Genomic DNA, 23591 nt, shown 5'->3' with positions numbered 1-23591 from the left:
GTCTTTCTATCTTGTTATTGACCATGATCTTATCCGAAAACCGGTTCCCACTTTTCGGGATCATGGTCTAGAAGCCGAGCACTTCGGCGTTGATCGATGCTTCGAGGCCGCCGTCAACCGGCACATTGGCGCCGTTGACCCAGCGCGCGCCGTCCGAGCACAGGAACAGCACGACAGGCGCGATGTCGCCCGAGGTGCCGGCGCGTCCGACACGGGCAATATCGCTGTCGACGCGAGCGTCGCCGAGCACATTGCGGAACTGTTTCAGGATCGGCGTCTCCACGGGTCCCGGGCTGACCGCATTGACGCGGATGCCGCGGCTCCTGAACAGCTCCTGATGCGCGGCGCGCTGGGTCCACAGCAGCAGCAGTTCTTTGGATACCGGGTAGCCTTCCTCGTTCTTCACCTGATGGTCGGCGACCGCTTTGGCGACATCGGGAAAACCTTCGATGCCGACCATCGACGCGGCACGGTTGAGGTTGGCGCGCCAGCCATAGCCGGCGATCGAGGCGACGTTGACGATGGCGCCGCCTTCGCGAAGTCGTGGCGCGAGGCCTTCCGAGAGCGCGCGCAGACCATAGAAGTTGACAGCCAGTGTCGACGCCGCGCCGGTGTTGCCGGAGAGGCCGGCGACGTTGCAGAGCGCGTCGATGCGCTGCGGCACGGATGCGACGAGATCATCGACGCCGGCCTTGGACGAGATGTCGGCCTTGACGAAGCCGCCGACCGGTGCAGCCGGCTCGCGCACGTCGACGCCGATCACGTCCGCGCCAAGTTGGCAGGCGAGCTCCGCCGTACGCGCGCCGATGCCGGAGGCGACACCGGTGATGAGGATGGTTTTGCCGAACAGCATGATCAGGCTTTCTCCCGGTGCGTTGCACCCTGCTGCGGTTGCGCGTCTTCGCTGACTGTGTCCGCTGCGTTGGCGGCAAGCCTGACGCGATAGCCGACCGGCAGCAGGCGTATGCCGAAGCGCTCCTCCAGCGTTCCCCATAGACCGCGCGGCAGGAACAGCGAGAACAGCACGGCGGTAGCGCCAAGGCCGATCAGATACCAGACCCCGGTGCCGCCGAACCAGGTTTCGATGAGGAAGAACAGCAGCGCGCCGAGAATAGCGCCCTCGAAGGTGCCGATGCCGCCGACCAGCACCATGAAGATCATGTAGGCGGTCCACTGGACGTTGAAATAGGTTTTCGGCTGGAAGGTGATCGAGGTCGCCAGCCACAGCGCGCCGGCAATGCCGATGCCGAAGGCGGCGAGCACGAACAGCAGCCGCTTGGTGCCGGTGACGCGCACCCCTACGGAAGCGGCCGCATCCTCATTGTCCCTGATGGCGCGGATGGCGGCGCCCGCGCTGCCGCGCAGCAGGCCAAACAGGATGGCAAGCAGCGCCGTCATCGAGGCCAGTGCCAGCCAGTAGATCATCTCCCGCCTGGCGCCTGCGTCGTAGACGTTGAGCGAAATCAGCGACGTTCCGGTTTCGCCTTGCACCAGCCGGTCGAGATTGACCAGGAGATGGGTAAGCGCCGCGATCACCCACATGCCGATGGCGAACTCGCCGTTCCTGAGCCGCAGCATGAACAGCGACATTGGCCAGGAGATCGCGCCGACGATGATCGCCGAGACGAACAGCGAGGCGAACGGGTTGAGGCCGGCATCGGCCAGGCGAATGGCGAAATAGGCGCCGAGGCCGAAGAACACTTGTTGTCCCACGGAGACCAGGCCGCCGAAGCCCGCCAGCGCATTCCACATCGCCGCCAGGATCACATAGATGAACAAGGCCGTCATGCGGTCGACGGCCCCGGCTGACAGGAAATGCGGCGCAACGGCGAGCAGCACGATGATCACGACGACCGCGATCGCCGAGATGCGCGAGGCCGGGGTGCCGCGCTCGATGACCGGGGAGGTCGAAACGGCGCTCATGTCGTCTTCCTCGCGGGCAGGCGCAGCAGGCCGCGCAGGCCGAGGCCGGACGTGGAGAGCCGGATGAACAACACGATCAGGAAGGCGACATGGCCGCCGATGAGGAAGCCTTGCGGATGCACCTGTGCGCCGAGCGTCTGGGCGAGCGCCAGCACGATGCCGCCGATGAGCGTGCCCCACAGCGAGCCGGCGCCGCCGATGACGGCCGCTTCGAAAGCGAACAACAATTGCGGTGCGCCGGTATAGGGATCGAAGGTGGCGCGCATGCCGAGAAAGGCGCCGGCAAGACCGACAGTGACCATGGCGATGGCCGCGGCAAGGGCGTTGGCGCGGCGCGCGTCGACGCCGATGAGACCGGCCGTATCGGGATCTTCCGAGGTGGCGCGGATCGAGCGGCCGAGCCTGGTGCGGGTGAGGAACAGCTGCAGCCCGCCGAGCAGGATGACGGCGGCGGCGAACATGATGACGGCAAGCTTACCGACATAAATGCTGCCCGGCCATTCCCAGGAATCGTAGGACAGGCTGCCGATATAGGGCGCCAGCGACCGTGTGTCGGCGCCGAACTGCTCGAACAGCGCATTGTCGATGACGATGGCGAGGCCAAAGGTGGTGAGGATCGGCAGCAGCGCGCCGCTGCGAGCGCTGCGCTCGAGCAGGAAGCGCTGCAGCACCCAGCCGATCGCCGCCATCAGCGGCAGGACGATGAGCAGGCCGACGAAAGGCGAGATGTGGAATTGCGAGGCGAGCCACCACAGCGCATAGGCGGAAAACACGGCCAAGCTGCCATGCGCGAGGTTGATAATGCGCATCACCGAAAACATGAAGGAGAGGCCGCAGGCGATCAGTGCGTAGTAGCCGCCAAGCAGGATGCCCTGGACGATCTGGTTGCTCATGCCGGCACACTCCCGGCGCTTTTCCGGTGCAGGCCGAAATAGGCCTTCGTCACCTCGTCGCGCGAGATGCCCTTGCTCGAACCCTCGAGCGCCACGCGTCCTTCGAGCATGCAGATGACCTTGTCCGAGACCGAGAGCGCGCGGTTAAGATCCTGTTCGACCAGGATGATCGTCGTGCCGGAATTGATCAGGCCTTGCAGCGAAGCGTAGACGCGGTCGACCACCAGCGGCGACAGGCCGAGCGAGACCTCGTCGAGCAGCAGCAGTTCCGGATTGCTCATCAGGGCGCGGCCGATGGCCGTGGCCTGCTGCTCGCCACCGGAGAGATGGCCGGTCTTGGCATGGCGGCGTGGCTTCAGGTTGGGAAAGGTGTCGAGCACGCGTTCCACGCTCCAGTCGCCGGGGCGTCCGGCGGTCTTGCCGAGCAGGAGGTTCTCCTCGACCGTCATCTGCACGAACAGCTTTCGCCCTTCCGGCACCAGCGCGACGCCCATGCCGACCCGCTTGTGCGACGGCACGCCGGTGATATCGGCGCCATCCAGCAGCACACGGCCGGCTGTCGGCTGATGCGCGCCGGCGATCGCTCTCAGCAGCGTCGTCTTGCCGGCGCCATTTGCGCCGACCAGTGCCAGCGTTTCGCCGCGCTCGATCGCAAAGCTCACGCCACGCACTGCCTGCAGCAAGCCGTGGCGGACAACCAGGTTCTCGACTGCGAGCAGGCTCATTTCGGGCCTCCACCGAGATAGGCGCGCACGACTTCCGGATCGGCCATCACCGCCTGCGGCTCGCCGTCGGCGATGATCTTGCCGGCATCCATGCAGATCAGCCGCTCGGCCACCTGCAGCAGGATGTGGACGATGTGCTCGATCCAGACGATGCCGATCTTGCGCCGGCGCAATTCCTTGATCGTATCGACAAGTTCGCTCGCCTCGCCATCGGTCAGTCCGCCGCCGATCTCGTCGAGCAGAAGAAGCGTCGGTCTCGCCGCAAGCGCGCGGGCCAGTTCCAGCCGCTTGCGGTCGAGCAGGCCGAGCGTCTCGGCGCGCCGGTTGGCGACGCCCAGCATGCCGCACAGTTTCAGCGAAGCCAGCGCCTCCTCATAGGCTGCGTCGCGGGCAAGCCCGGCGCCATGCGACGCGGCGACGAAGACGTTCTCGAAGGTGGTCATGCCGCCGAACGGCTTCGGCACCTGGTGCGTGCGCACCAGGCCGAGACGACAGCGGGCCGCGGCCGGCAGTGCCGTCACGTCGCCACCCCTGAAGGCGACGGTGCCGGCACTCGGCGGAAAGGCGCCTGACAGCACGCTGAGCAACGTTGTCTTGCCGGCGCCGTTCGGGCCGACAATGCCGACCGCCTCGTCGGCCGTCATGGCAAAGTCGATATCGTCCAGCACCACCAGCGCGCCGAAGCGTTTGTGGATGCCGGCGGCGCTGAGGATCGCGTTTGCGGAACCGTTCACGATGCGATCCCCGTAACCGTCGCTCAGCCGTTATAAGGCTGGAGCTTGGCCTCGACCGGAACCTTCGGGTCGGTGGCGTTCTCGGTCACGACATAGTCGAGCGGGAATTTGCTGCCTTCCTTGGCGGCTACCCATTGTGTGCCGATGATCGGGCCGGGCGAGACATTGGCGACCGGGCCGCTGGTGAAGTCGACCTTGCCGATCATGGTCTCGGTGTTGAGCGTGCTCAGCGCCTTGGCGACCGCTGCCTTGTCCTTGGCGTCGGTGCTCACCTTCAGCGCCTCGAAGCCGGCGTCGAGCAGCGACATCGAGGCGCCAAGCTGCTGCGTCCACTGCTTGCCGCTGGCGGCTTCATAGCCGTCGGCGAGTTCGGCTCCCGAAACACCGGTCAGCGGCGATTTGTAGGGGAAGGCCTTGTGCCAGTAGGCGGCGCTCGAAATCTTGTTGCCGAGATCGCCAAGCGCCTCGATGTCCGACGGGAACAGCCCGGTCTTGGCGACCTGGCAGATCTTGATCTGCTTGATCAGGCCCTGCTGTGCGGCCTGACGCCAGAAGGCGGCGAAGTCCGGCGGGATCGGGAAGGAGTTGAAAATCTCGACACCTTCCTGCTTGAACAGCGCGATCTGCGAGGAATAGTCGGTGGTGCCGGTCTCGTAGGCGCCGGGATCGACGATGGTGAAACCCTGCTTGGCCAGCAGCGGCGCCAGATGGGCGCGGATGGCGTTGCCGTCGGCATCGTTGGGATACATGACGCCGACCTTCTTGTTGGTCTCGATCAGGTTCCACTGCGAAACATAGGTCCGGAAGAACTCGTCGACGCCGAAGCCGAAATGATAGGTCCACTTGAACGGCGAGGGGGCGTCGGGCTTGGCGCCACGGCCGAAATACCAGGCTTCCCACGGCATGACGGTGGAGAGGCAAGGCACACCGGCGGCTTCGCAGGCGTCGGCGACCGGGTTGATCACCTCGGGCGTGGAGACGGCGAGCATCAGGTCAATGGCCTGGTTGTTGATCAGGTCCTTGGCGAGCTGGCCCGCGCGGGAGGGATCCGATTGCGTATCCTGATCGAGGATTTCCACACTGTACTTCTTGCCGCCGACATCGAGGCCGCCAGCGAGCGCCTTGCGGGCGAGGTCGAGCACATAGCCGTCGGTCTGGCCGAAGCCGGCGAGCGGGCCGGTGCGTGGGCTGACAAAGCCGATCTTCAGCGTGTCGGCAGCTTGCGCGAAAGCTTTGCCGCGGCTGAGCGCAAGGGCTGCGCCGCCGGCGAGCGAAGTGGCGATGAACTGGCGCCGCGAGACGCCGGATTTGCTTGAGGTCATGCTGATATTCCTCCCTTTCCTGACGGTGCCTGGAGGCGACCGCCGGCCTGCTCAAAATCGGTGCCGCCCTTATTCAGATCGGATATCGCCCCGGCTGGCTCTAAAGCGGCAGCGGAACGCCGCCAATGCCGATAACGGCACGATTTCGATCCTCCCATCGTCACAGTGCCCTAGGTGTTTGGTTTGGTAAAATGATATTTTGCGGTGTTTCGTTAACCCGGGGGTTACGAGAATTGCACGCCTGGGAACCGCGTCGCCGAAACTGACTGTTTGCTGTGCCGGCGCGAAGGACGACTGCCTCAGCCGCCTCGGCTGGCTGCCTCGCGGATGGTTTTCAGCAGGATGGCGAAGGCCGGCGAGGGGGCCGTGTCGGTCCGCATCGTCAGCCCGACAGGTCCCTTGGTCTCTTCGGTGTTGACCGGCAGTGCGACGAAGGCGCCGCTGGAGATTTCATTGGCGACGACGCCGGTCGAGATGATCCAGACGGCATCGCTTTGCCGCAGGAAGGCGCGGCCGAAGGAATCCGACACGGTCTCGATTTCGGTCGCCGGCGCGGTCATGCCGTTGGTGATGAACAGGCGGTCGACGAATGGGCGGATGACCGATTCCCGGGTCGGCATCAGCACCGGAAACTCATCGAGGCGGGCGAAGATGTCCTGGCCCGGCTGCGCCAAGGGGTGGCCGGCCCGCACCACGAACAGAACCTGTTCGGAATAGAGATGCTCGAAGAAGAAGCCGGTCATGTTTTCCGGTGCCGCCAGCCGGCCGACAACAAGATCGAGCGCGCCGACGCGCAACTGTTCGAGCAGCACGGCATTCTCGCCGGTGACGATCTTGATCGCCGCTCCCGTATTTTCACTCAGGAACAGGCTCATGGCGAGCGGCATGACCCTGGCCGACACTGTGGGCAGCGCGCCGATGCGGATCGGATGGCGGTTGATGGCGCCGTCCTGGCGGACAGAATCGACGCCACGCTTCAAGGCTGTGATCGCCGTGCCGGCATGACCGAGGAAGATTTCGCCGAGCCGTGTCACCCTTATGCCGCGGCCGTCGCGTTCGACGACTGCGATGCCAAGCGCCTCTTCCAGCTCGCGCAGCGTCTTGGTCACCGCCGGCGGACTGACGTGAAGAAAGTCGGCCGCCCTCGCCACGCTGCCTTGCCGCGCTACCTCAAGGAATGCCTGCAGGTGACGGAACCTTATGCGGCTTTCGGACATGGTTCTCGTAACCTCCCAGTTAATGAAACGGCGCAAAATATCATTTTACCAAACCAAATGCCTTGTGCAATGTGAACACGGAGGATCGAAATCGTGCCATTCGTCAACATTGGCGGCATCACGCTCCACCATCGCAACTTCAAGGCGAATGGGGACGCGCGGCCAGTCGTGTTTATCAATTCGCTCGGTACCGACTTCCGCATCTGGGACGAAGTGGTGTCTGATTTGAACGCTGAGATGCCCTTGCTGGTTTACGACAAGCGCGGCCACGGGCTCTCCGATATTGGCGGCATCTCCTCGATTGACGATCATGTCGATGATCTCTCGGGCCTCATCGATCATTTCGAGCTGACCAATGTCGTGCTTTGCGGCCTTTCGGTCGGCGGCCTAGTCGCGCAAGGGTTTTACGCGCGACGGCCCGAACTCGTAGAAGGACTCATCCTGTGCGACACGGCGCACAAGATCGGCACCGCCGACAGCTGGAACACCCGCATAGCAACCGTCGAAAGCAAAGGCATCCAGGCCATCGCCGACGCAGTGCTTAAACTGTGGTTTACCCCGGCCTTCCACACGGACCGTATCGCCGAGCTTGACGGCTACTGGAACATGATGACCCGGCAAGCCGTCGCCGGTTATGTCGGCACGTGCGCCGCCGTGCGCGACGCCGATTTCACCGAGGTCGCTCAGCATATCGCGGTGCCCACGCTTTGTGTCGTCGGCGACCAGGACGGCTCGACGCCGCCGGACCTGGTTCGCTGGCTGGCCGAACTCATTCCCGGCGCGCGCTTCGAGATCATCCGGGATGCCGGCCACATTCCTTGCGTCGAGCAGCCCGGTGCGCTGACCGCCCTGATCCGAGAATTTCTCGCGTCGCTTCCTCAGAGAAAGCAGATCCATGGATGAAGTGTCCAAGACCACGACCAGATACCGGGCCGGGCTGACGGTGCGGCGCTCGGTGCTCGGCGACCCGCATGTCGACCGCAGCGAGGATGCCGTCACCGATTTCGACCGGCCGTTCCAGGAGCTGATCACCGAGGCAGCCTGGGGGACGGTGTGGGCGCGGCCGGGTTTCAGCAAGCGCGAGCGCTCGATCGTGACGCTGGCCCTGCTCGCCGCACTCGGCCATGATGAAGAGGTCGCCATGCATGTGCGCGCCACCGCCAACACCGGCGCCTCGCGTGACGACATCTGCGAAGCGTTCCTGCATGTGGCGATCTACGCCGGCGTGCCGGCGGCCAACCGCGCCTTCAGGATCGCCAAGGAGGTGTTTTCGGACATGGACGGAAGCAGGAATGGCCATGCCAGCTGATCCCGGCTCGAACCGCAGGCCCGAGACCGGCGCCTTCTTCCAGCGCGACCGCAACTGGCATCCGCCGGCGCTGACGCCGGACTACAAGACATCGGTACTGCGCTCGCCGCAGAAGGCGCTGCTGGCCTTCGACAACACGCTGTCGGAAATCACTGGTCCCGTGTTCGGCCACGCTATGCTGGGCGAACTCGACGATGACCTGATCCACAATTTTGCGAAGCCGGGCGAGAGCGCCATCGGCGAGCGCATCATCGTCTATGGCCGTGTCCTCGACGAGCGCGGCGTTGGCGTCTCGGGCGCGCTGCTCGAATTCTGGCAGGCCAATGCCGGTGGCCGCTACCGCCACAAGAAGGACGGCTATCTGGCGCCGCTCGATCCGAATTTCGGCGGCTGCGGCCGCACCATTACCGACGCCGATGGCGGCTATGCCTTTCGCTCGGTGAAACCCGGTCCCTATCCCTGGCCGAACGGGCCGAATGACTGGCGTCCCTCGCACATCCATTTCTCGGTGTTCGGCCACGGCTTTGCGCAGCGGCTGATCACGCAGATGTATTTCGAGGGCGACCCGCTGATCTGGCGGTGCCCGATCGTGCGCGGCATCCGCGACAAGGCGGCCGTCGAGACGCTGATCGCGGCACTCGACATGCAGGCAACGATCCCCTTCGACGCGCGCGCCTACAAGTTCGACATCGTGCTGCGCGGACGCCGCGCCTCGCTGTTCGAAAATCGGCCGGAGGGCAATTGATGGCGCAGGCTCTCAGCCGGCTGAAGGAGAGCCCGTCGCAGACAGCGGGGCCCTATGTGCATATCGGGCTGACGCCGAATTTCGGCGGCATCGGTGGCGTCTATGCCAGCGACCTCGGCGCGACCATGATCAACGACAAGACCAAGGGCGAGCGTATTGGTTTGCGCATCCGCGTGCTCGACGGCACCGGCACGCCGCTCCGGGACGCGCTGATCGAGATCTGGCAGGCGGACGCTGACGGTTTCTACAGTTCGCCGGCCGAGTTACGCGGCGATGCCGATCCGGATTTTCAGGGCTGGGGCCGTCAGCCGACCGACATGGAAACCGGCCTGTGCAGCTTTGAGACGATCAAGCCGGGACGCGTGCCGTTCGGCGACGGCCGGCTGATGGCGCCGCATATCAGCCTGTGGATCGTCGCCCGCGGTATCAATATAGGCCTTCATACGCGGCTCTATTTCTCCGACGAGCAGAAGGCCAATGCCGAAGACCCGATCCTCGCCCGCATCGAGCACAGGGTGCGCGTGCCGACGCTGATCGCCGAGCGGCAAGGCAATATCTATAGTTTCGACGTCCATCTCCAGGGGGAGAAGGAAACGGTCTTCTTCGACAGCTAGGAGACCCCTCGCATGACCGTATCGCCCTTCGACCATCCGCTGCTGTCCGGCCTTCTCGGCGACGAGGAGGCGGCGCGGTATTTTTCCGCCGACGCGGAAATCGCCGCCATGCTCGATTTCGAGCGCGCGTTGGCGGAAGCGCAAGCCGAAAGCGCGATCATCGGCAAGGACGCCGCAGCCGCAATTGTCGCTGTTCTGTTGTCCTACAAGCCGGATACCGCGCGGCTGCGCGTCGGTGTGGCAAAAGACGGCGTTATCGTGCCTGAGCTGGTGCGCCAGTTGAAGGCAGCGGTCGGTGCGCCGCACGAGGCCAGCGTGCATTTCGGCGCAACCAGCCAGGATGTCATCGACACTGGCCTGGTGCTTCGGCTGCGCCGCGTGATCGACCATCTCGATCTCTTGCTGATTGAAAACATTGTGCGGCTTACGGCGTTGGAAGAACGTTTCGGGGGCAGGACATTGACCGGGATGACACGGATGCAGGCGGCGATCCTAATAAATGTCTCGGACCGCGTCGCAGCGTGGCGGGCACCGCTACAGCGGCATCAGCAGAGATTGTCGCAACAGTCGCCACGTTTGCTCGTAGTGCAATTTGGCGGCGCTGCCGGCACGCTGGAAAAGCTCGGCGACAAGGGCCCTGCGGTGCGCGCAGCACTTGCCGCAAAGCTCGGCCTTGGCGATGCGCCGCAATGGCACAGCCAGCGCGATGCGTTGGCCGAATTCGCCAGCTTGCTGTCGCTCATCACCGGCAGCCTCGGCAAGTTCGGTCAGGACGTTGCGCTGATGGCGCAGGCCGGCTCTGAGATCACACTGTCCGGCGGCGGCGGCTCGTCGGCCATGCCGCACAAGCAGAACCCGGTGAAGGCCGAAGCGCTGGTGGCGCTGGCGCGCTTCAACGCCACGCAGCTTTCCGGCATGCACCAAGCGCTGGTGCATGAGCAGGAGCGCTCCGGCGCGGCGTGGACGCTGGAATGGCTGCTTCTGCCGCAAATGGCGGTTGCGACCGCGGCTGCACTACGGCTCGCCGCGGAGCTCGCCGGAGAGATCGAAAGCCTGGGACACTGATGCGTACAAAGATCGTCATTGTCGGCTCCGGGCCGTCCGGCCTACTGCTCGGCCAACTGCTCAGCGGCATCGGCGTCGAGACGGTGATCCTCGAGCGTTCGAGCCGGGAGCATGTGCTTGGCCGCGTGCGGGCAGGCGTGCTCGAACAAGGCACCGTCGAGTTGCTGGAGGAAGCGGGCGCCGCGGCAAGGCTGCATGCCGAGGGCCTGCCGCATTCCGGCATCTCGCTCGCTTTCGGCGGCGGCCTGCACAGGCTTGATCTCACTGCGCTGACCGGCGGGAAACACGTTACCGTCTATGGCCAGACCGAGGTGACGCACGATCTGATGGACAAGCGCGAGGCGGCTGGCCTGACCACTGTCTACGAGGCGTCCAATGTCGCGCTGCACGGTTTCGACGGCGAAGCGCCCTTCGTCACCTATGAAAAGGATGGCGTCAGCCACCGCATCGACTGCGACTTCATCGCCGGCTGCGACGGCTATCACGGTGTCAGCCGCAAATCGGCGCCAGAACGGGCGCTGAAGACTTTCGAGCGGACTTATCCGTTCGGCTGGCTGGGCGTACTGGCCGAGGTGCCGCCGGCCGATCACGAACTGGTCTACGCCAATCACGAGCGCGGCTTTGCGCTGTGCTCGATGCGCTCGACCCATCGCAGCCGCTATTATGTGCAGGTCCCGGCGAATGAGCGGGTCGAGGCGTGGAGCGACGACCGCTTCTGGGATGAGTTGCGCCGCCGCCTGCCGGAACAGACCGCAGCCGCGGTCGTTACCGGCCCGTCTTTCGAAAAGTCGATTGCGCCGCTGCGCTCCTTCGTTGCCGAGCCGCTGCGCTTCGGCCGGCTGTTCCTGGTCGGCGACGCCGCCCACATCGTGCCGCCGACCGGCGCCAAGGGGCTCAACCTCGCTGCCAGCGACGTGCGCTATCTCTTTGCCGGACTTCGCGAATTCTACCTGGACAAATCACTGGGCGGGCTCGACGCCTATTCGGCCAAGGCGCTGGCGCGGGTGTGGAAGGCGGTGCGCTTCTCCTGGTGGATGACGACGATGCTGCACCGCTTTCCCGACACCGGCGAGTTCGGCCAGCGCATCCAGGAGGCCGAACTCGACTATCTCGTGCATTCGCAGGCGGCGTCGACCGCGCTGGCCGAGAACTATGTCGGTTTACCGTATTGAGGGCGGTGAGATCTCAAACGCGCTCGAGCGCCACTGCGATGCCCTGGCCGACGCCGATGCACATGGTGGCCAGCGCATAACGGCCGCCGCGCTCGCGCAGCTCCAGCGCCGCGGTACCGGTGATGCGCGCGCCCGACATGCCGAGCGGGTGGCCAAGCGCGATGGCGCCGCCATTGGGATTGACGTAGTCCGCGTCCTCGCCGATGCCGAGTTGGCGCAGCACGGCGATACCTTGCGAGGCGAAAGCTTCGTTGAGTTCGATGACATCGAATTGTTGCGGCGTCAGGCCGAGACGGGCACAGAGCTTTTTCGTCGCCGGCGCCGGGCCGATGCCCATGATGCGCGGCGCCACGCCGGCGGCGGCGCCGCCGAGGATCCGGGCGATCGGCGTCAGTCCGTATTTTTTCGCAGCCGCTTCCGACGCGATGACCAGCGCCGCGGCGCCATCGTTGACGCCGGACGCATTGCCGGCGGTGACCGTCCCGCCTTGGCGGAACGGTGTCGGCAGCTTGGCCAAGGACTCGACTGTGGTGCCTGCACGGGGATGCTCATCCTTAGAGACGACGATCGCATCGCCCTTCTTCTGCGGGATCGTCACCGGGGTGATCTCCTTCGCCAGCCGGCCATTGGCTTGCGCTGCGACGGCCTTGTCCTGGCTGCGCACGGCAAAGGCATCCTGATCGGCGCGCGACACCGAAAAATCCTCGGCGACGTTCTCGCCGGTCTCGGGCATGGAATCGACGCCGTACTGTTTCTTCATCAGCGGGTTGATGAAGCGCCAGCCGATGGTGGTGTCGTAAATCTCGGCATGGCGCGAAAAGGCGGTCTCGGCCTTGGGCATGACGAAGGGGGCGCGGCTCATCGATTCGACGCCGCCGGCGATCATCAGTTCGGCTTCGCCTGATTTGATGGCGCGGGCGGCGATGGTGACGGCATCCATGCCGGAACCACAGAGCCGGTTGACGGTCGAGCCGGACACTTCCTTCGGCAGTCCGGCGAGCAGCAGCGACATGCGCGCCACGTTGCGATTGTCTTCGCCGGCCTGGTTGGCGCAGCCATAGACAACGTCGTCCACCGCCTGCCAGTCGATGCCGGCATTGCGCTCGATCAGCGCCTTCAGCGGGATCGCGCCAAGATCGTCGGCGCGCACCGAGGACAGCGAACCGCCGAAACGGCCAATCGGGGTGCGGATGTAATCACAGATGAAGGCCTCGGCCATGTCATGCAGCCTTTTGTTTTCCGCTTCCCTCATGCGCCGCCTTGGTGCGGGCCTGCAGGTCGCGCAATGTCGTCAGTTCGAGCGTTGTCGGCGCCGGCGTCTCTTCAAGCGCATCGGCGAATTTCACCACCCAGCCACAGGTCTCCTGCACCTGCTGGCGCGTCACGCCGGGATGCAACGAGACGACGGTGAACTCCTTGGTCGCCGGATCCGGCTTCCAGATGGCGAGATCGGTGATCAGCAGCGTCGGGCCAGCGGTATCGATGCCGAGGCGCTGGCGATGATCGCCGCCGTCGCCATGGCCGAAGGAGGTGAAGAAGTCGATCTTTTCGACCATGCCGCGCTTCGATTGCGCCATGGTGATGTAGATCTCCTTCGACGAGGTGGCGATCTCCGGCGCGCCGCCGCCGCCGGGCAGGCGGGTCTTGGGGCGCGCATAGTCGCCGATGACGGTGGTGTTGATGTTGCCGAACTTGTCGAGCTGCGCCGCACCCAGGAAGCCGATCGAAATGCGCCCGCCCTGCAGCCAGTAGCGGAACATCTCCGGCACCGAGACGGTGGTGACGGCGGTGTCGCAAAGTTCGCCGTCGCCGATCGACAACGGCAAAACATCAGGCGCCGTGCCGATGGTGCCGCTTTCATAGATCAGCGTGATGTCGGGCGCATGCGTCAGCCGCGCGACATTGCAGGCGGCCGACGGCGCGCCGATGCCGACGAAGCAGACATCGTCGTTCTTCAAGGCGCGGCTGGCGGCAATCGTCATCATCTCGTTGGGGGTGAAGCCGCTCATGCCGCGCTCCTCAGATGCTCGACGCGGCCGGCGAAATCGCCGGCGCTCTTCTCAATGACATTGGCCTGCATCCAGGCCTGGAATTTGTCACGGTCGGCGGCGATCTCGTCCCATTCGAGATAGGCGGCGTTGTCACGCGCATAATAGCCGTGCGTGTAGGAGGGATGCGAGCCGCCGGGCACCGCCGATATCGCAGCGATGGTCCACCGCGGCAGCACCGTCAGGTTGGGGTGCAGATCGTCGAAATTGTCGACCACTTCCTCGACCGTCACCACGGCGCGTTTGGCCGCGAGCACCGCTTCCTTCTGGATGCCGACAATGCCCTCGACCAGCACATTGCCTTGTCTGTCGGCCTTCTGGGCGTGGATGAAGGTGACGTCGGGGCGGATCGAAGGAACGGCGGCCAGCACCTCGCCTGTGAACGGACAAGTGACCGATTTGATGTTTGGATTGACGGCCACAAGCCCGGCGCCACGATAGCCGCGGAAGACGGCGCAGGGCAGGCCGGCTGCCCCCGCCTCATAGGCGTTGGCCATGCCGGCATGGCTGTGCTCCTCGATCTCGATCGCCCGGGGAAAGCCGTTCTCGATGGCGTCGCGGGCGCGCCGCAGCAGGCCGACGCCGGGATTGCCGACATAGGAGAAGATGATCTTCTTCGCCATGCCCATGCCGATCATCTGGTCGTAGATCAGGTCGGGGGTCATGCGGATCAGCGTGAGATCGCGAAAGCCCTGACGGATCGCCTCATGCGCCGCCGCCGTCGGGATGAGATGGGTGAAGCCCTCGAAGGCAACCGCATCGCCATCATGCAGGTTTTCGGCCACGGCCTGTTTGAGCGGCAGAAACTTGACCATCGCAGGAACTCCGGGGACGAAAAAAGTTCGTATTGCGAACAATTGTTTTGTATGAGATACTTTTACATTGTATCGTCGCGATGAGTCAAGGCGACGCATTTTTTCGCGGAGGCCGCATGGACGACGAGGCAACGACGCGCGACCATGTCGGCGCGCTGGAGCGCGGGCTTGCGGTCATGGAGATCCTGGCCCGGCATCCGGCAGGCATGACGCTGACCGAAATGGCGGAAGAGGCGGGGCTGACCCGCGCCGGCGCACGCCGCTTCCTGCTGACGCTGACCGCGACCGGCTATGCAACGCAATCCGGCCGACAGTTTTCGCTTTCGCCGCGCCTGCTCACCGTCGTGCGAACCTGGCTCGGCGGCGCTTCGCTGTGGAGCTTCGCGGCGCCGATCCTGCGAGAGGTGGCAGGTAAGTTCAACGAGGCCTGCAATGCGGCGGTGCTGTCGGGCGAGGATGTCGTCTATGTCGCGCGCATACCCGGCCGGCGCATCCTCAGCGTGTCGCTCGATGTCGGCACCAGGCTGCCGGCGTATTGCACCTCGATGGGACGGGTTCTGCTTGCGGGGCTCGCGCCGGACGAGCTGAAGGCCTTCCTTGCCGAAGCAAGGATCGAGCGGCGGACGCCGAAGACGACCACCAGCCGCGCAGCCCTCAGCAAGGCGATCGACGCCGCGAGGGCGGGTGGCTTTGCCATCGTCGATGAGGAACTGGAGCTCGGCCTGCGCTCGATCGCCGTGCCGATTGCTGACCGATCCGGGCGGACGGTGGCGGCAATCAACATGTCGACCCAGTCGGCGCGGTTTTCGGTTGCAGAGATGGAGCGGGATATCCTGCCGGTGCTGCGGAAGGCCAAGCAGCGCGTCGAGGAATTTTTCTTCGTTTGAGGTGGCGGGCAATCGCAATGGCAGCGCCAACCCCACTCCGGCCGCTTCGCGGCCACCTCTCCCCCATGTCCATGGGGGAGAGGAAACCCAAGCCTTTCAAAGCCGCGCCCTCCGAGATTAGCATTTCCTCTCCCCCACGAATGTGGGGGTAGAGGTGGCTCGGCGAAGTCCGAGACGGAGTGGGGAACGCCCTATGCGATTGTTCCGACGATAGGTGAAGCGCGGTGCATATGCGCAAAGCAAAATATACCGTTGACCGATAGCAAAAAATCCAATATTGAACAGGATTATACAGGTTCATTGAACAGGTGCATATATGGCACGGCGATCGGTTCAACTGTCTCCCGGCACGGGCAAGCCCGAGCAGATCGCCACTGTTCTTGAACATGAAATCCGCTCCGGCGTGCTCGGCTTCGGCGACCGCCTGCAAAGCGAGAACGAACTCGTCCAGCGCTTTTCCGTCAGCCGCAACACCGTCCGCAAGGGCCTCGAGGAACTGTCCAGCCGTGGGCTGATCACCACCAAGGTCGGCATCGGCTCCTTCGTTACCTTCGATGGCAAGCCGGTCGATGACGCCATCGGCTGGTCACGGGCGCTGGCCGATGCCGGCGCCAATGCCGAGACGCGGACGCTGCGGCTGGAAGTGATCGAAGACACCGAGCTCGCCGCGCTGCTTGAGATTGAAAGCCCATTCTTCATCGCTGTCGACCGCGTGCGCACCAATGCCAGTGACGGCCATGCGATTTCGATCGAGCGCAGCCGCCTGCCGCTGTCGCCGGAACTCGAGGATGTGCCGTTGCGCGGTCTTCGCGAAGGCTCGCTGCACCAGACGCTGCGCGGCGCCGGACTCATTCCCGACCATGGCGAGGAATGGGTCGATATCGAAATGCTCAACGCCGAGGATGCCGCAATACTCGGCTGCCCGCAGGGCACGCCCTTCCTGCGCGGCCGCCGGCTGACGCGCGCGGCCGACGAGCGGCCGATCGAATATGTCACCAGCCTGCTCAACCCGGCGCATTTCGCGCTGCATATGAGGTTTTGAGCGATGCCGGAAAACGCCATTCTCGATCGCGCCATGGGCGCACTTGTCGGCGGGGCACTGGGCGATGCGCTTGGCATGCCGACGCAGCTTCTGTCGCCGGCCCGCATTGCCGAACTCTACGGCCATGTCGAGGATTTCGTGGCACCCTTTGCCGACCATCCGGTGTCGAAGGGGCTGGTGGCCGGCACCATCACCGACGATACCGAACAGGCGCTGCTGCTCGGCCGCATCCTGGTCGAGTCCGGCGACCGCTTCGACCATGCGCGCTGGGTCAATGCGCTGCTCGACTGGGAGCGCGAGGTCAAGGCGCGCGGTAGCTATGATCTTCTGGGGCCATCGACCAAGCGGGCCATCGACGCCATCAACGAAGGCGTGCCGGCGGAAGAGGCGGGAAGCCGCGGCGACACAAATGGCGCGGCCATGCGCATCGCGCCGGTCGGCATCATGATGCCGCTGGAGCCGCTCGATGTTTTTGTCGCCAAGGTGGCCGAGACTTGCCGGGCCACGCACAACACGTCGATCGCCATTGCCTCGGCTTCCGCCGTTGCCGCCGCCGTCAGCCGCGGCCTTGCCGGCGGCGACTGGCGTGCTGCGTCCGACAGTGCCGTTGCAGCGGCGCGGCGCGGGGCCAAGCACGGCCACTGGGTGACCGGCGGCGACATCGCCGCGCGCATCGTCTGGGCACAGGACCTAGTGCGCGGCAAGGCGATGCGGGATGCGATCGGGTTCATCACCGATCTCGTCGGCACCGGCGTCGCCAGCCAGGAATCGGTTCCCGCGGCCTTTGCCGTGCTGGAAGTCGCCAATGGCGATCCCTGGAAGGCCGCGATCATCAGCGCCAATCTCGGCGGCGACACCGATACGATCGGCGCGATTGCTTCGGGGATGGCCGGCGCCTGCGTCGGCTTTTCCCAACTGCCGCCAAAACACGTCGCCAGGCTCGTTGGCATCCACATCGCCGAGGTGCGCGCGCTTGCCGAAGATCTCGTCGCGGCGCGGTCGGCGAAGGCCAGCAAGGACGCCGCGGCATGAGCGGGCGTCTGGTTCATATCGGCAGCGCGGTGGTCGACTATGTCTACCGCATCGACGCCTTGCCGGCGCCGGGCAGCGAGAAGACGGCGTCGAGCTTTGCGCAGGTCGCCGGCGGCGGCTTCAACATGATGGTGGCGGCCCGCCGCACCGGCATGATTGTGGTGTTCGGCGGCCAGCTCGGCAGAGGGCCAAATGGCGATTTTCTGCGTGCAGCCTTCGCCACCGAGGGCATCGAAACGCTGACGCCGCCATCGCCGGTCATGGACACCGGCAATTGCGTCGCCATGATCTCTGGGGATGCCGAGCGCACTTTCGTCTCATGGCCGGGCGCCGAGAGCGTGGTTAGCCTGGATATGATGGCGCCCGTGGCCGTTGCGTCCGGCGACTGGGTGTTCACCTCCGGCTACACGCTGAGCTATCCCGGCAGCCGCGACGCGCTGACCGACTGGATCGAATCGCTGCCGGTAGACATTCCCTTTGTCTTCGATCCGACGCCTGTCATCGCCGACATTGTGCGCCCCATCCTGGCGCGCGTGCTTGCCCGCACGACATGGCTGAGCTGCAACACGACGGAAGCGGCCGAGATTGCCGGGCAGGGCGATGTCGAGACACTGGCCGGGCGGGTGCTCGCCGACCATTGTCGGAAAGCCGCAGGCGTCGTCATCCGCGCCGGCGCCAAGGGTTGTTTCGTGCGGCTGGCCAGCGGCGAGACCCAGACCATTGCCGGCTTCAAGGTCGATGCCATCGACACCAATGGCGCCGGCGACACGCATATCGGCGCTTTCGTCAGTGCGTTGGCGCGCGGCGTGCATCCCTTCGAGGCGGCGCGCTACGCGAATGCGGCGGCTGCCCTTTCGGTCACCCGGCATGGCGGGTCGTCCGCGCCGACCGACAGCGAGATCCAGACTTTCCTGAGCCAGGCGCGCACGCCTGGCCAGAACCACAAGGCCCATCAGACAGCCTGACCCGCCAAGCGGGCAACCACAAAGAGAGGAACCGATATGCGCATGCCAAGACTGACTGCCCTCTTGACGGCGACCGCCGTCTTCACCACCGCGCTCACGCTGGCGGCGAGCGCCGCCGAAGTGCATGTGCTCAACTGGAAAGGCTACGGCGCCGACGAGCCGTGGGCCGTCGAAGCGTTCGAGAAGGCGACCGGCAACAAGGTCGTCAACGACTTCTTCAATTCCGAACAGGAAATGCTGACCAAGATCCGGACCAATCCCGGCCTCTACGACGTGGTCATGATCAACGCCGCCTTCAATGACCAGGCGATGGCCGAAAAGCTGATCCAGCCGATCGATACCTCCAAGCTGCCGAACTATGCCGACATCAGCAAGGACAAGGCGAGCTCGCCGATGCTCGCCCATGACGGCAAGGTCTATGGCGTGCCGTGGGTGTGGGGCCTGACGGCGCTCGCCATCAACGAAAAGTCCTTCGACAAGGCGCCGACCTCGATCGCCGAGATGTGGGACCCCGCGCATAAGGGCCGCGTTGTCATTCGTGACGATGCCGTCGAAGCGGTGCAGTTCGGCGCCATCGCCACAGGCCAGAACATCAACGACATCAAGGATATGGACGCGGTCAAGACCAAGCTCACCTCGCTGATGCCGCAGATCAAGACGTTCTGGAGTTCGGAGAACGACTGGAACCAGATGGTCGCTTCCAACCAGATCGACATTGGCACCTATTGGAGCGGCTCGGCCGACCGCGCCAAGACGCATTTCAAGCTGCCGGTCTCGCTGGTCGTGCCGCAGGAAGGCGCCGTCGCCTGGCTCGATGCGTTCTCTATTCCAGTAGGTTCGAAGAACGTCGAGGGGGCACAGGCCTTCATCAACTGGATGATCGATCCGAAATTCTACGTCGAATGGGTCACCAAGGTCGGCGCGCCGGTTTCGGCCAACACCAAGGCGGTGGACGCGCTGCCTGAAGACTCCTTCAACCGCAAGGTGATGGGCAGCCTCGATGTCGCCAAGCGCATCCAGTTCCAGGCGCCGATCACCGACGCGCAGCGCGAGGCTTATCTGGCGCTGTGGCAGCAGCTCAAGGTCGACGTGAAGTAAGTTCGCGTCCGGACCAGCCGGCGGTTCGCGCCGGCTGGTCCTTCAATCCTGGGGAGGAGGTATCATGGCAGTACAGAGTGCGGTCGCGTCGCGCAGCGGGCTGAGATCGGCCCTGCCGCTGCTGGCGCCAGCCTATCTCTGGCTGACGGTGGCGATCTTCCTGCCGCTCTCGGCCATGGTCTTCTTCTCCTTCATGACCGACCTTCCACTGTCGGGTAAATCATGGGCCTTTACCCTCGGCAACTACGCTGCCTTCTTCTCGCAGAGCCTTTATCTCACGCTGCTGCTGGCTTCGTTGCGGCTCGGCCTCGAAGTGACGCTGTGGTGCGTCGTCATCGGCTATCCCGCGGCTTACGTGCTGGCCAAGGTGCTGAAGGGGCGCAGCCGCGAGGCAATCTTCCTGCTGGTCATTCTGCCGTTCTGGTCGAACGGGCTGGTGCGCATCTTCTCCTGGGCGATGGTTTTGCGCGAAGGCGGCATTCTCGATACGGCGCTCAATGCCGTGCTGCCGTTCAAGATCAACATCGATCTGATGTATTCCTATCCGGCCGTCATCATCGGCCTAGTGCACTCCTACGTGCCTTACATGGTGCTGACCTGCTACCTCACTTTGCAGGCGATCGACGACTCGCTGATCGAGGCCGGGCGCTCGCTCGGCGCCTCGCGGCTGCAGGTGCTGAAGCGGGTGATCATTCCGCTGTCGATGCCCGGCCTTGTGGCCGGCGCGGCACTCATCTTCGTGCCCGTCGTCGGTTCGTTCATGGAGCCGCGCATTCTCGGCGGGCGCACCGGTACCTTCTACGGCACGGTGATCGAGGACCAATTCGTGGCCGTGTTCAACTGGCCACTCGGTGCCGCTTTGTCCTTCATCTTGCTCGCCGTCGTGCTGGTCATCCTGGCGGTGGCGTCGCCGGTGCTGAGGAGGGCTGCCTAGATGAAGACCACCCGCATCCTCGAAGGCCTCGGCCGGTTCTACATCTTCCTGCTGCTCGCCTTCCTCTATCTGCCGATCATAATCATGGCGCTGATGTCGTTCAACGTCTCGCCCTTCTACCAATTGCCATTCGAGTGGACGACGGAATGGTATCAATCGCTGTGGCAAAACGACCAGCTGATCGCGGCGACATGGAATAGCCTCGAGATTGCAGTCATCACCACGCTCATCTCCGTGGTGCTGGGCACGGCGGCGTCGCTGGCGCTCTACCGCTATGATTTCCGCGGCAAGAAGTTTTTGCAGGCGCTGCTGTTTCCGCCGATCGCCATTCCGTGGCTGATCACCGGCACGGCGATGCTGATCTTCTTCTTCGGCGTCGGCATCGGCCGCGGCCTGTTCGCCATCCTGCTCGGCCATGTGGCGCTGGCGCTGCCCTATGTCATCGTCGTCGTCTCGGCCCGGCTGCAGACGTTTGCGCCGGAGCTGGAAGAGGCGGCGCGCTCGCTCGGCGCCAACCAGTGGCAGGTGACAGCGCGCGTCACACTGCCCTGGATCATGCCCGGCGTCATCGCCGGCGGGCTGTTTGCCTTCGCCGTGTCGTTCGACCAGTTCGTCGTCTCCTACTTCCTGGCGACGCCGGGGCAGACGACGCTGCCGGTCGAAATCTACGCCGCGATCCGCAAAGGTTTTACGCCCGAGATCAACGCGGTCTCGACCATTATCATTGTCGTGTCGATGGCGCTGATGCTGCTCACGGCGCGCTTCTTCAAATTCGGCGGAGAGAAATAATGGCCGGCGTGCAGGTATCAAACGTCTCCCGCAATTTCGGCGCACACAAGGCGCTGGATGATGTCTCCATCGATTTCGCCGATGGCGGTTTCTATGCGCTGCTCGGACCGTCGGGCAGCGGCAAGACCACGCTGCTTCGGCAAATCGCCGGCTTCGACTTTCCAGACTCTGGCCGCATTTCCATCGGTGGCGAAAGCGTGGAGCGCGTGCCGGTCGAGAAGCGGCGCATCGGCATGGTGTTCCAGAACTATGCGCTGTTTCCCAACATGAGCGTCGCCGACAACGTCGCCTTCGGCCTGTCGGTGCGCGGCGAGGCCAAGGCCATGATCGCCACGGAAGTGCAGCGCGCGCTCGACCTCGTGCAGCTCGGCAAGCTTGGCGAACGCAAGCCGCACCAGCTCTCCGGCGGTCAGCGCCAGCGCGTGGCTCTGGCGCGCGCCATCGTCACCAAGCCGCGCGTGCTGCTGCTCGACGAGCCGCTCGGCGCTCTCGACAAGGCGCTGCGTGTCGACATGCAGATCGAGCTCAAGCGCATCCAGCGCGAGATCGGCATCACCACCATCTTCGTCACCCACGACCAGGAAGAGGCGCTGACGATGAGCGACCGCATCGGCATTTTGCGCGACGGCAGGCTGGTCCAGGAGGGACCGCCCGAAGAGATCTACGACAAGCCGAAGAGCGAGTTCGCCGCCACCTTCCTCGGCGACGCCAACATTTTTCGTGGCGATGCGATCGGCAATGGTATCCGCCTGCCGGACGGCACAACGATCGCCGCCGGCATCGGCGACAGGGTTGCCGCCGGCGCCAAGGCCAGTTGCGCCGTGCGGCCCGAGCGCATCCGTATCGCCACCGATGCCGGAGCTTCGAGCGGCAATGCCAACACGCTGAAGGGGCAGGTCTCCAAGCGCATCTTCGCCGGCAACAACAGCACCTATTTCGTCGAACGCGCCGGCCAGACGCTGAAGGTGATCGTTCAGAATACCGGCAATGACCGGCTGGCCGAGGGCCAGGATGTGATGCTCAGCTGGTCGCCGGAAAGCACGGTTGTGATCGCCGCCAGTTGACCGCTTCAGCGGTTCTGATGGGAATTGATGGAGCGGACCTTGGCTGAAGGACCGGCCGTGGCGTTATATCCTGTCCTCGAGGAGGAACGGATGGCAGGCCAGGGTTTCGCGCCGGATGTGAAAGTTCGCACCAGCGAGTACCGGATCGGCTGCATCGGCGCCGGCATGATCATGGCCGAATGCCATCTCGCCGCCTATGCGCAGGCCGGATTTCCCGTGGTGGCAATCGCCTCGCGGACCAAGGCCAGCGCCGAGAAGGTGGCGACGCGCTGGAACATTGCGAGCGTTCACGACACGCCCGAGCAACTGATCGAGGACGAGCGGGTCGAGATCGTCGACCTTGCCTTTCCACCCGACCAGCAGCCGGCGCTGATCCGCCATGCGCTGAAGCAGAAGCACATCAAGGCGATCCTGGCGCAGAAGCCACTGGCTTTGTCGGTCGAGGAAGCGGTGAAGCTTCGCGACGAGGCGGCCAGGTCCGGCAAGATCCTCTCGGTTAACCAGAACATGCGCTACGACCAGTCGATGCGCGTCTTGAAGCAGATCATCGACAGCGGCGCGCTGGGCGAGATCGTCTTTGCTCAGATCGACATGCATGCAATCCCGCATTGGCAGACTTTCCTCGCGGACTACGACCGGCTGACGCTTGCCAATATGAGCGTGCACCATCTCGATGTGCTGCGCTTCCTGTTCGGCGATCCCTCGGAGATCACCACGCTGACGCGCAAGGACCCGCGCACGACATTCGACCACTCAGACGGCATCACGGTTTCGACGCTGCGCTTTCCCTCCGGTGTGCTCGCGGTGTCGCTGGAGGATGTCTGGTCCGGACCGCGCCAGCAAGGATACGAGGACGACCAGCACATCACCTGGCGCGTCGATGGCACCAAGGGCGTTGCCAAGGGCACCATCGGCTGGCCGAAGGGCGTGGCCTCGACACTGACCTATGCTTCGACCGAGACGACCGGCGGCAAGTGGGTTACCCCGAGCTGGGAGACGATGTGGTTCCCGCATGCTTTCATCGGCGTGATGGAACAATTGCAGCATGCGGTGAAGACCGGCACGCCGCCCGCGCTGTCGGTCGCCGCCAACGTCAAGACGATGGCGCTGGTCGAGGCGGGCTACCGCTCGATGGCGGAGGGCCGCACCGTCAAGCTGTCCGAGATTTCGATTGACTGAACATGTTGCCGCCCAAATA

The 23591-nt window shown here is 64.5% G+C and carries 25 protein-coding genes; 15 read left to right on the top strand and 10 right to left on the bottom strand.

Going from position 1 to position 23591, the window contains the following annotated elements; all coding sequences use genetic code 11:
• Nucleotides 1-67: 67 nt before the first annotated feature.
• From AC1DXM_RS02905 to pcaQ, 7 genes are all read right to left on the bottom strand, one after another.
• The gene (locus tag AC1DXM_RS02905; RefSeq protein ID WP_477231665.1) at nucleotides 68-853 is read right to left on the bottom strand and encodes a coniferyl-alcohol dehydrogenase; all 786 of its coding nucleotides are present in this window, start codon (nucleotides 851-853) and stop codon (nucleotides 68-70) included.
• Between the two features lie 2 nt (nucleotides 854-855).
• Entirely contained in the window at nucleotides 856-1923 is a 1068-nt protein-coding gene (locus AC1DXM_RS02900; RefSeq protein ID WP_477231664.1) for a branched-chain amino acid ABC transporter permease, read from the bottom strand.
• Nucleotides 1920-2816, bottom strand: coding sequence for a branched-chain amino acid ABC transporter permease (locus tag AC1DXM_RS02895; protein WP_477231663.1), 897 nt, complete (start codon nucleotides 2814-2816; stop codon nucleotides 1920-1922). Before AC1DXM_RS02895 ends, AC1DXM_RS02900 begins: the two co-directional genes overlap by 4 nt.
• A complete protein-coding gene (locus tag AC1DXM_RS02890; protein ID WP_477231662.1) occupies nucleotides 2813-3541 on the bottom strand; it encodes an ABC transporter ATP-binding protein in 729 nt (242 codons plus the stop codon). Before AC1DXM_RS02890 ends, AC1DXM_RS02895 begins: the two co-directional genes overlap by 4 nt.
• Nucleotides 3538-4212 (bottom strand): ABC transporter ATP-binding protein, encoded by a 675-nt coding sequence (locus tag AC1DXM_RS02885; protein ID WP_477231960.1) that lies wholly within the window; start codon nucleotides 4210-4212, stop codon nucleotides 3538-3540. Before AC1DXM_RS02885 ends, AC1DXM_RS02890 begins: the two co-directional genes overlap by 4 nt.
• Before the next feature lie 86 nt (nucleotides 4213-4298).
• On the bottom strand, nucleotides 4299-5597 hold the full coding sequence (locus AC1DXM_RS02880; protein WP_477231661.1) for an ABC transporter substrate-binding protein: 1299 nt from the start codon (nucleotides 5595-5597) through the stop codon (nucleotides 4299-4301).
• Nucleotides 5598-5896: 299 nt separating this feature from the next.
• On the bottom strand, nucleotides 5897-6814 hold the full coding sequence (pcaQ, locus tag AC1DXM_RS02875) for a pca operon transcription factor PcaQ (protein WP_192259466.1): 918 nt from the start codon (nucleotides 6812-6814) through the stop codon (nucleotides 5897-5899).
• A 93-nt stretch (nucleotides 6815-6907) separates the two neighbouring features.
• On the opposite strand from pcaQ, the gene pcaD reads away from it, so the two are divergent.
• The 6 genes from pcaD to pobA are packed head-to-tail and all read left to right on the top strand — an operon-like array spanning nucleotide 6908 to nucleotide 11719.
• Entirely contained in the window at nucleotides 6908-7717 is an 810-nt protein-coding gene (pcaD, locus tag AC1DXM_RS02870) for a 3-oxoadipate enol-lactonase (RefSeq protein ID WP_477231660.1), read from the top strand.
• Nucleotides 7710-8123, top strand: coding sequence for a 4-carboxymuconolactone decarboxylase (gene pcaC, locus AC1DXM_RS02865; protein ID WP_477231659.1), 414 nt, complete (start codon nucleotides 7710-7712; stop codon nucleotides 8121-8123). Before pcaD ends, pcaC begins: the two co-directional genes overlap by 8 nt.
• Entirely contained in the window at nucleotides 8113-8868 is a 756-nt protein-coding gene (pcaH, locus tag AC1DXM_RS02860) for a protocatechuate 3,4-dioxygenase subunit beta (protein WP_477231658.1), read from the top strand. The genes pcaC and pcaH overlap by 11 nt, the downstream gene beginning before the upstream one ends.
• Nucleotides 8868-9482 (top strand): protocatechuate 3,4-dioxygenase subunit alpha, encoded by a 615-nt coding sequence (gene pcaG / locus AC1DXM_RS02855; protein ID WP_477231657.1) that lies wholly within the window; start codon nucleotides 8868-8870, stop codon nucleotides 9480-9482. Before pcaH ends, pcaG begins: the two co-directional genes overlap by 1 nt.
• 12 nt (nucleotides 9483-9494) lie before the next feature.
• Nucleotides 9495-10547, top strand: coding sequence for a 3-carboxy-cis,cis-muconate cycloisomerase (locus AC1DXM_RS02850; protein ID WP_477231656.1), 1053 nt, complete (start codon nucleotides 9495-9497; stop codon nucleotides 10545-10547).
• Nucleotides 10547-11719, top strand: coding sequence for a 4-hydroxybenzoate 3-monooxygenase (gene pobA / locus AC1DXM_RS02845; protein ID WP_477231655.1), 1173 nt, complete (start codon nucleotides 10547-10549; stop codon nucleotides 11717-11719). The genes AC1DXM_RS02850 and pobA overlap by 1 nt, the downstream gene beginning before the upstream one ends.
• 13 nt (nucleotides 11720-11732) lie before the next feature.
• Here the strand turns inward: pobA and pcaF are convergent, their stop codons facing one another.
• The 3 genes from pcaF to AC1DXM_RS02830 are packed head-to-tail and all read right to left on the bottom strand — an operon-like array spanning nucleotide 11733 to nucleotide 14582.
• Nucleotides 11733-12938: a 3-oxoadipyl-CoA thiolase gene (gene pcaF / locus AC1DXM_RS02840; RefSeq protein WP_477231959.1), complete on the bottom strand. Its 1206-nt coding sequence runs from the start codon at nucleotides 12936-12938 to the stop codon at nucleotides 11733-11735.
• Between the two features lies 1 nt (nucleotide 12939).
• The gene (locus tag AC1DXM_RS02835) at nucleotides 12940-13728 is read right to left on the bottom strand and encodes a CoA-transferase subunit beta (protein ID WP_477231654.1); all 789 of its coding nucleotides are present in this window, start codon (nucleotides 13726-13728) and stop codon (nucleotides 12940-12942) included.
• Complete coding sequence (locus tag AC1DXM_RS02830) at nucleotides 13725-14582, bottom strand: CoA transferase subunit A (RefSeq protein ID WP_477231653.1); 858 nt, start codon at nucleotides 14580-14582, stop codon at nucleotides 13725-13727. The genes AC1DXM_RS02835 and AC1DXM_RS02830 overlap by 4 nt, the downstream gene beginning before the upstream one ends.
• A gap of 116 nt (nucleotides 14583-14698) precedes the next feature.
• On the opposite strand from AC1DXM_RS02830, the gene AC1DXM_RS02825 reads away from it, so the two are divergent.
• The 9 genes from AC1DXM_RS02825 to AC1DXM_RS02785 all read left to right on the top strand — a co-directional run bounded on the left by AC1DXM_RS02825 (nucleotide 14699) and on the right by AC1DXM_RS02785 (nucleotide 23572).
• Nucleotides 14699-15469, top strand: coding sequence for an IclR family transcriptional regulator domain-containing protein (locus AC1DXM_RS02825; RefSeq protein WP_477231652.1), 771 nt, complete (start codon nucleotides 14699-14701; stop codon nucleotides 15467-15469).
• 316 nt (nucleotides 15470-15785) lie between these two features.
• Entirely contained in the window at nucleotides 15786-16511 is a 726-nt protein-coding gene (locus AC1DXM_RS02820) for a GntR family transcriptional regulator (protein WP_477231651.1), read from the top strand.
• A gap of 3 nt (nucleotides 16512-16514) precedes the next feature.
• Nucleotides 16515-17543 carry an ADP-ribosylglycohydrolase family protein gene (locus tag AC1DXM_RS02815; RefSeq protein WP_477231650.1) on the top strand — a complete coding sequence of 343 codons (1029 nt, stop codon included), beginning with the start codon at nucleotides 16515-16517 and terminating at the stop codon, nucleotides 17541-17543.
• Nucleotides 17540-18508 carry a PfkB family carbohydrate kinase gene (locus AC1DXM_RS02810; protein ID WP_477231649.1) on the top strand — a complete coding sequence of 323 codons (969 nt, stop codon included), beginning with the start codon at nucleotides 17540-17542 and terminating at the stop codon, nucleotides 18506-18508. The genes AC1DXM_RS02815 and AC1DXM_RS02810 overlap by 4 nt, the downstream gene beginning before the upstream one ends.
• 36 nt (nucleotides 18509-18544) lie before the next feature.
• Nucleotides 18545-19606, top strand: coding sequence for an ABC transporter substrate-binding protein (locus AC1DXM_RS02805; protein WP_477231648.1), 1062 nt, complete (start codon nucleotides 18545-18547; stop codon nucleotides 19604-19606).
• A gap of 64 nt (nucleotides 19607-19670) precedes the next feature.
• On the top strand, nucleotides 19671-20540 hold the full coding sequence (locus AC1DXM_RS02800) for an ABC transporter permease (protein WP_477231647.1): 870 nt from the start codon (nucleotides 19671-19673) through the stop codon (nucleotides 20538-20540).
• Nucleotides 20541-21329 carry an ABC transporter permease gene (locus AC1DXM_RS02795; protein ID WP_477231646.1) on the top strand — a complete coding sequence of 263 codons (789 nt, stop codon included), beginning with the start codon at nucleotides 20541-20543 and terminating at the stop codon, nucleotides 21327-21329. It abuts the gene before it with no gap.
• Nucleotides 21329-22393: an ABC transporter ATP-binding protein gene (locus AC1DXM_RS02790; protein WP_477231645.1), complete on the top strand. Its 1065-nt coding sequence runs from the start codon at nucleotides 21329-21331 to the stop codon at nucleotides 22391-22393. Before AC1DXM_RS02795 ends, AC1DXM_RS02790 begins: the two co-directional genes overlap by 1 nt.
• Nucleotides 22394-22483: 90 nt before the next feature.
• Nucleotides 22484-23572, top strand: a complete 1089-nt coding sequence (locus AC1DXM_RS02785) for a Gfo/Idh/MocA family protein (protein WP_477231644.1) — start codon at nucleotides 22484-22486, stop codon at nucleotides 23570-23572.
• Nucleotides 23573-23591 lie beyond the last annotated feature (19 nt).

This window comes from Mesorhizobium sp. P3_A2, from assembly GCF_056403115.1.
The sequence above is the reverse complement of the archived record's forward strand: the minus strand, read 5'-3'. Positions and strand labels throughout refer to the sequence as shown.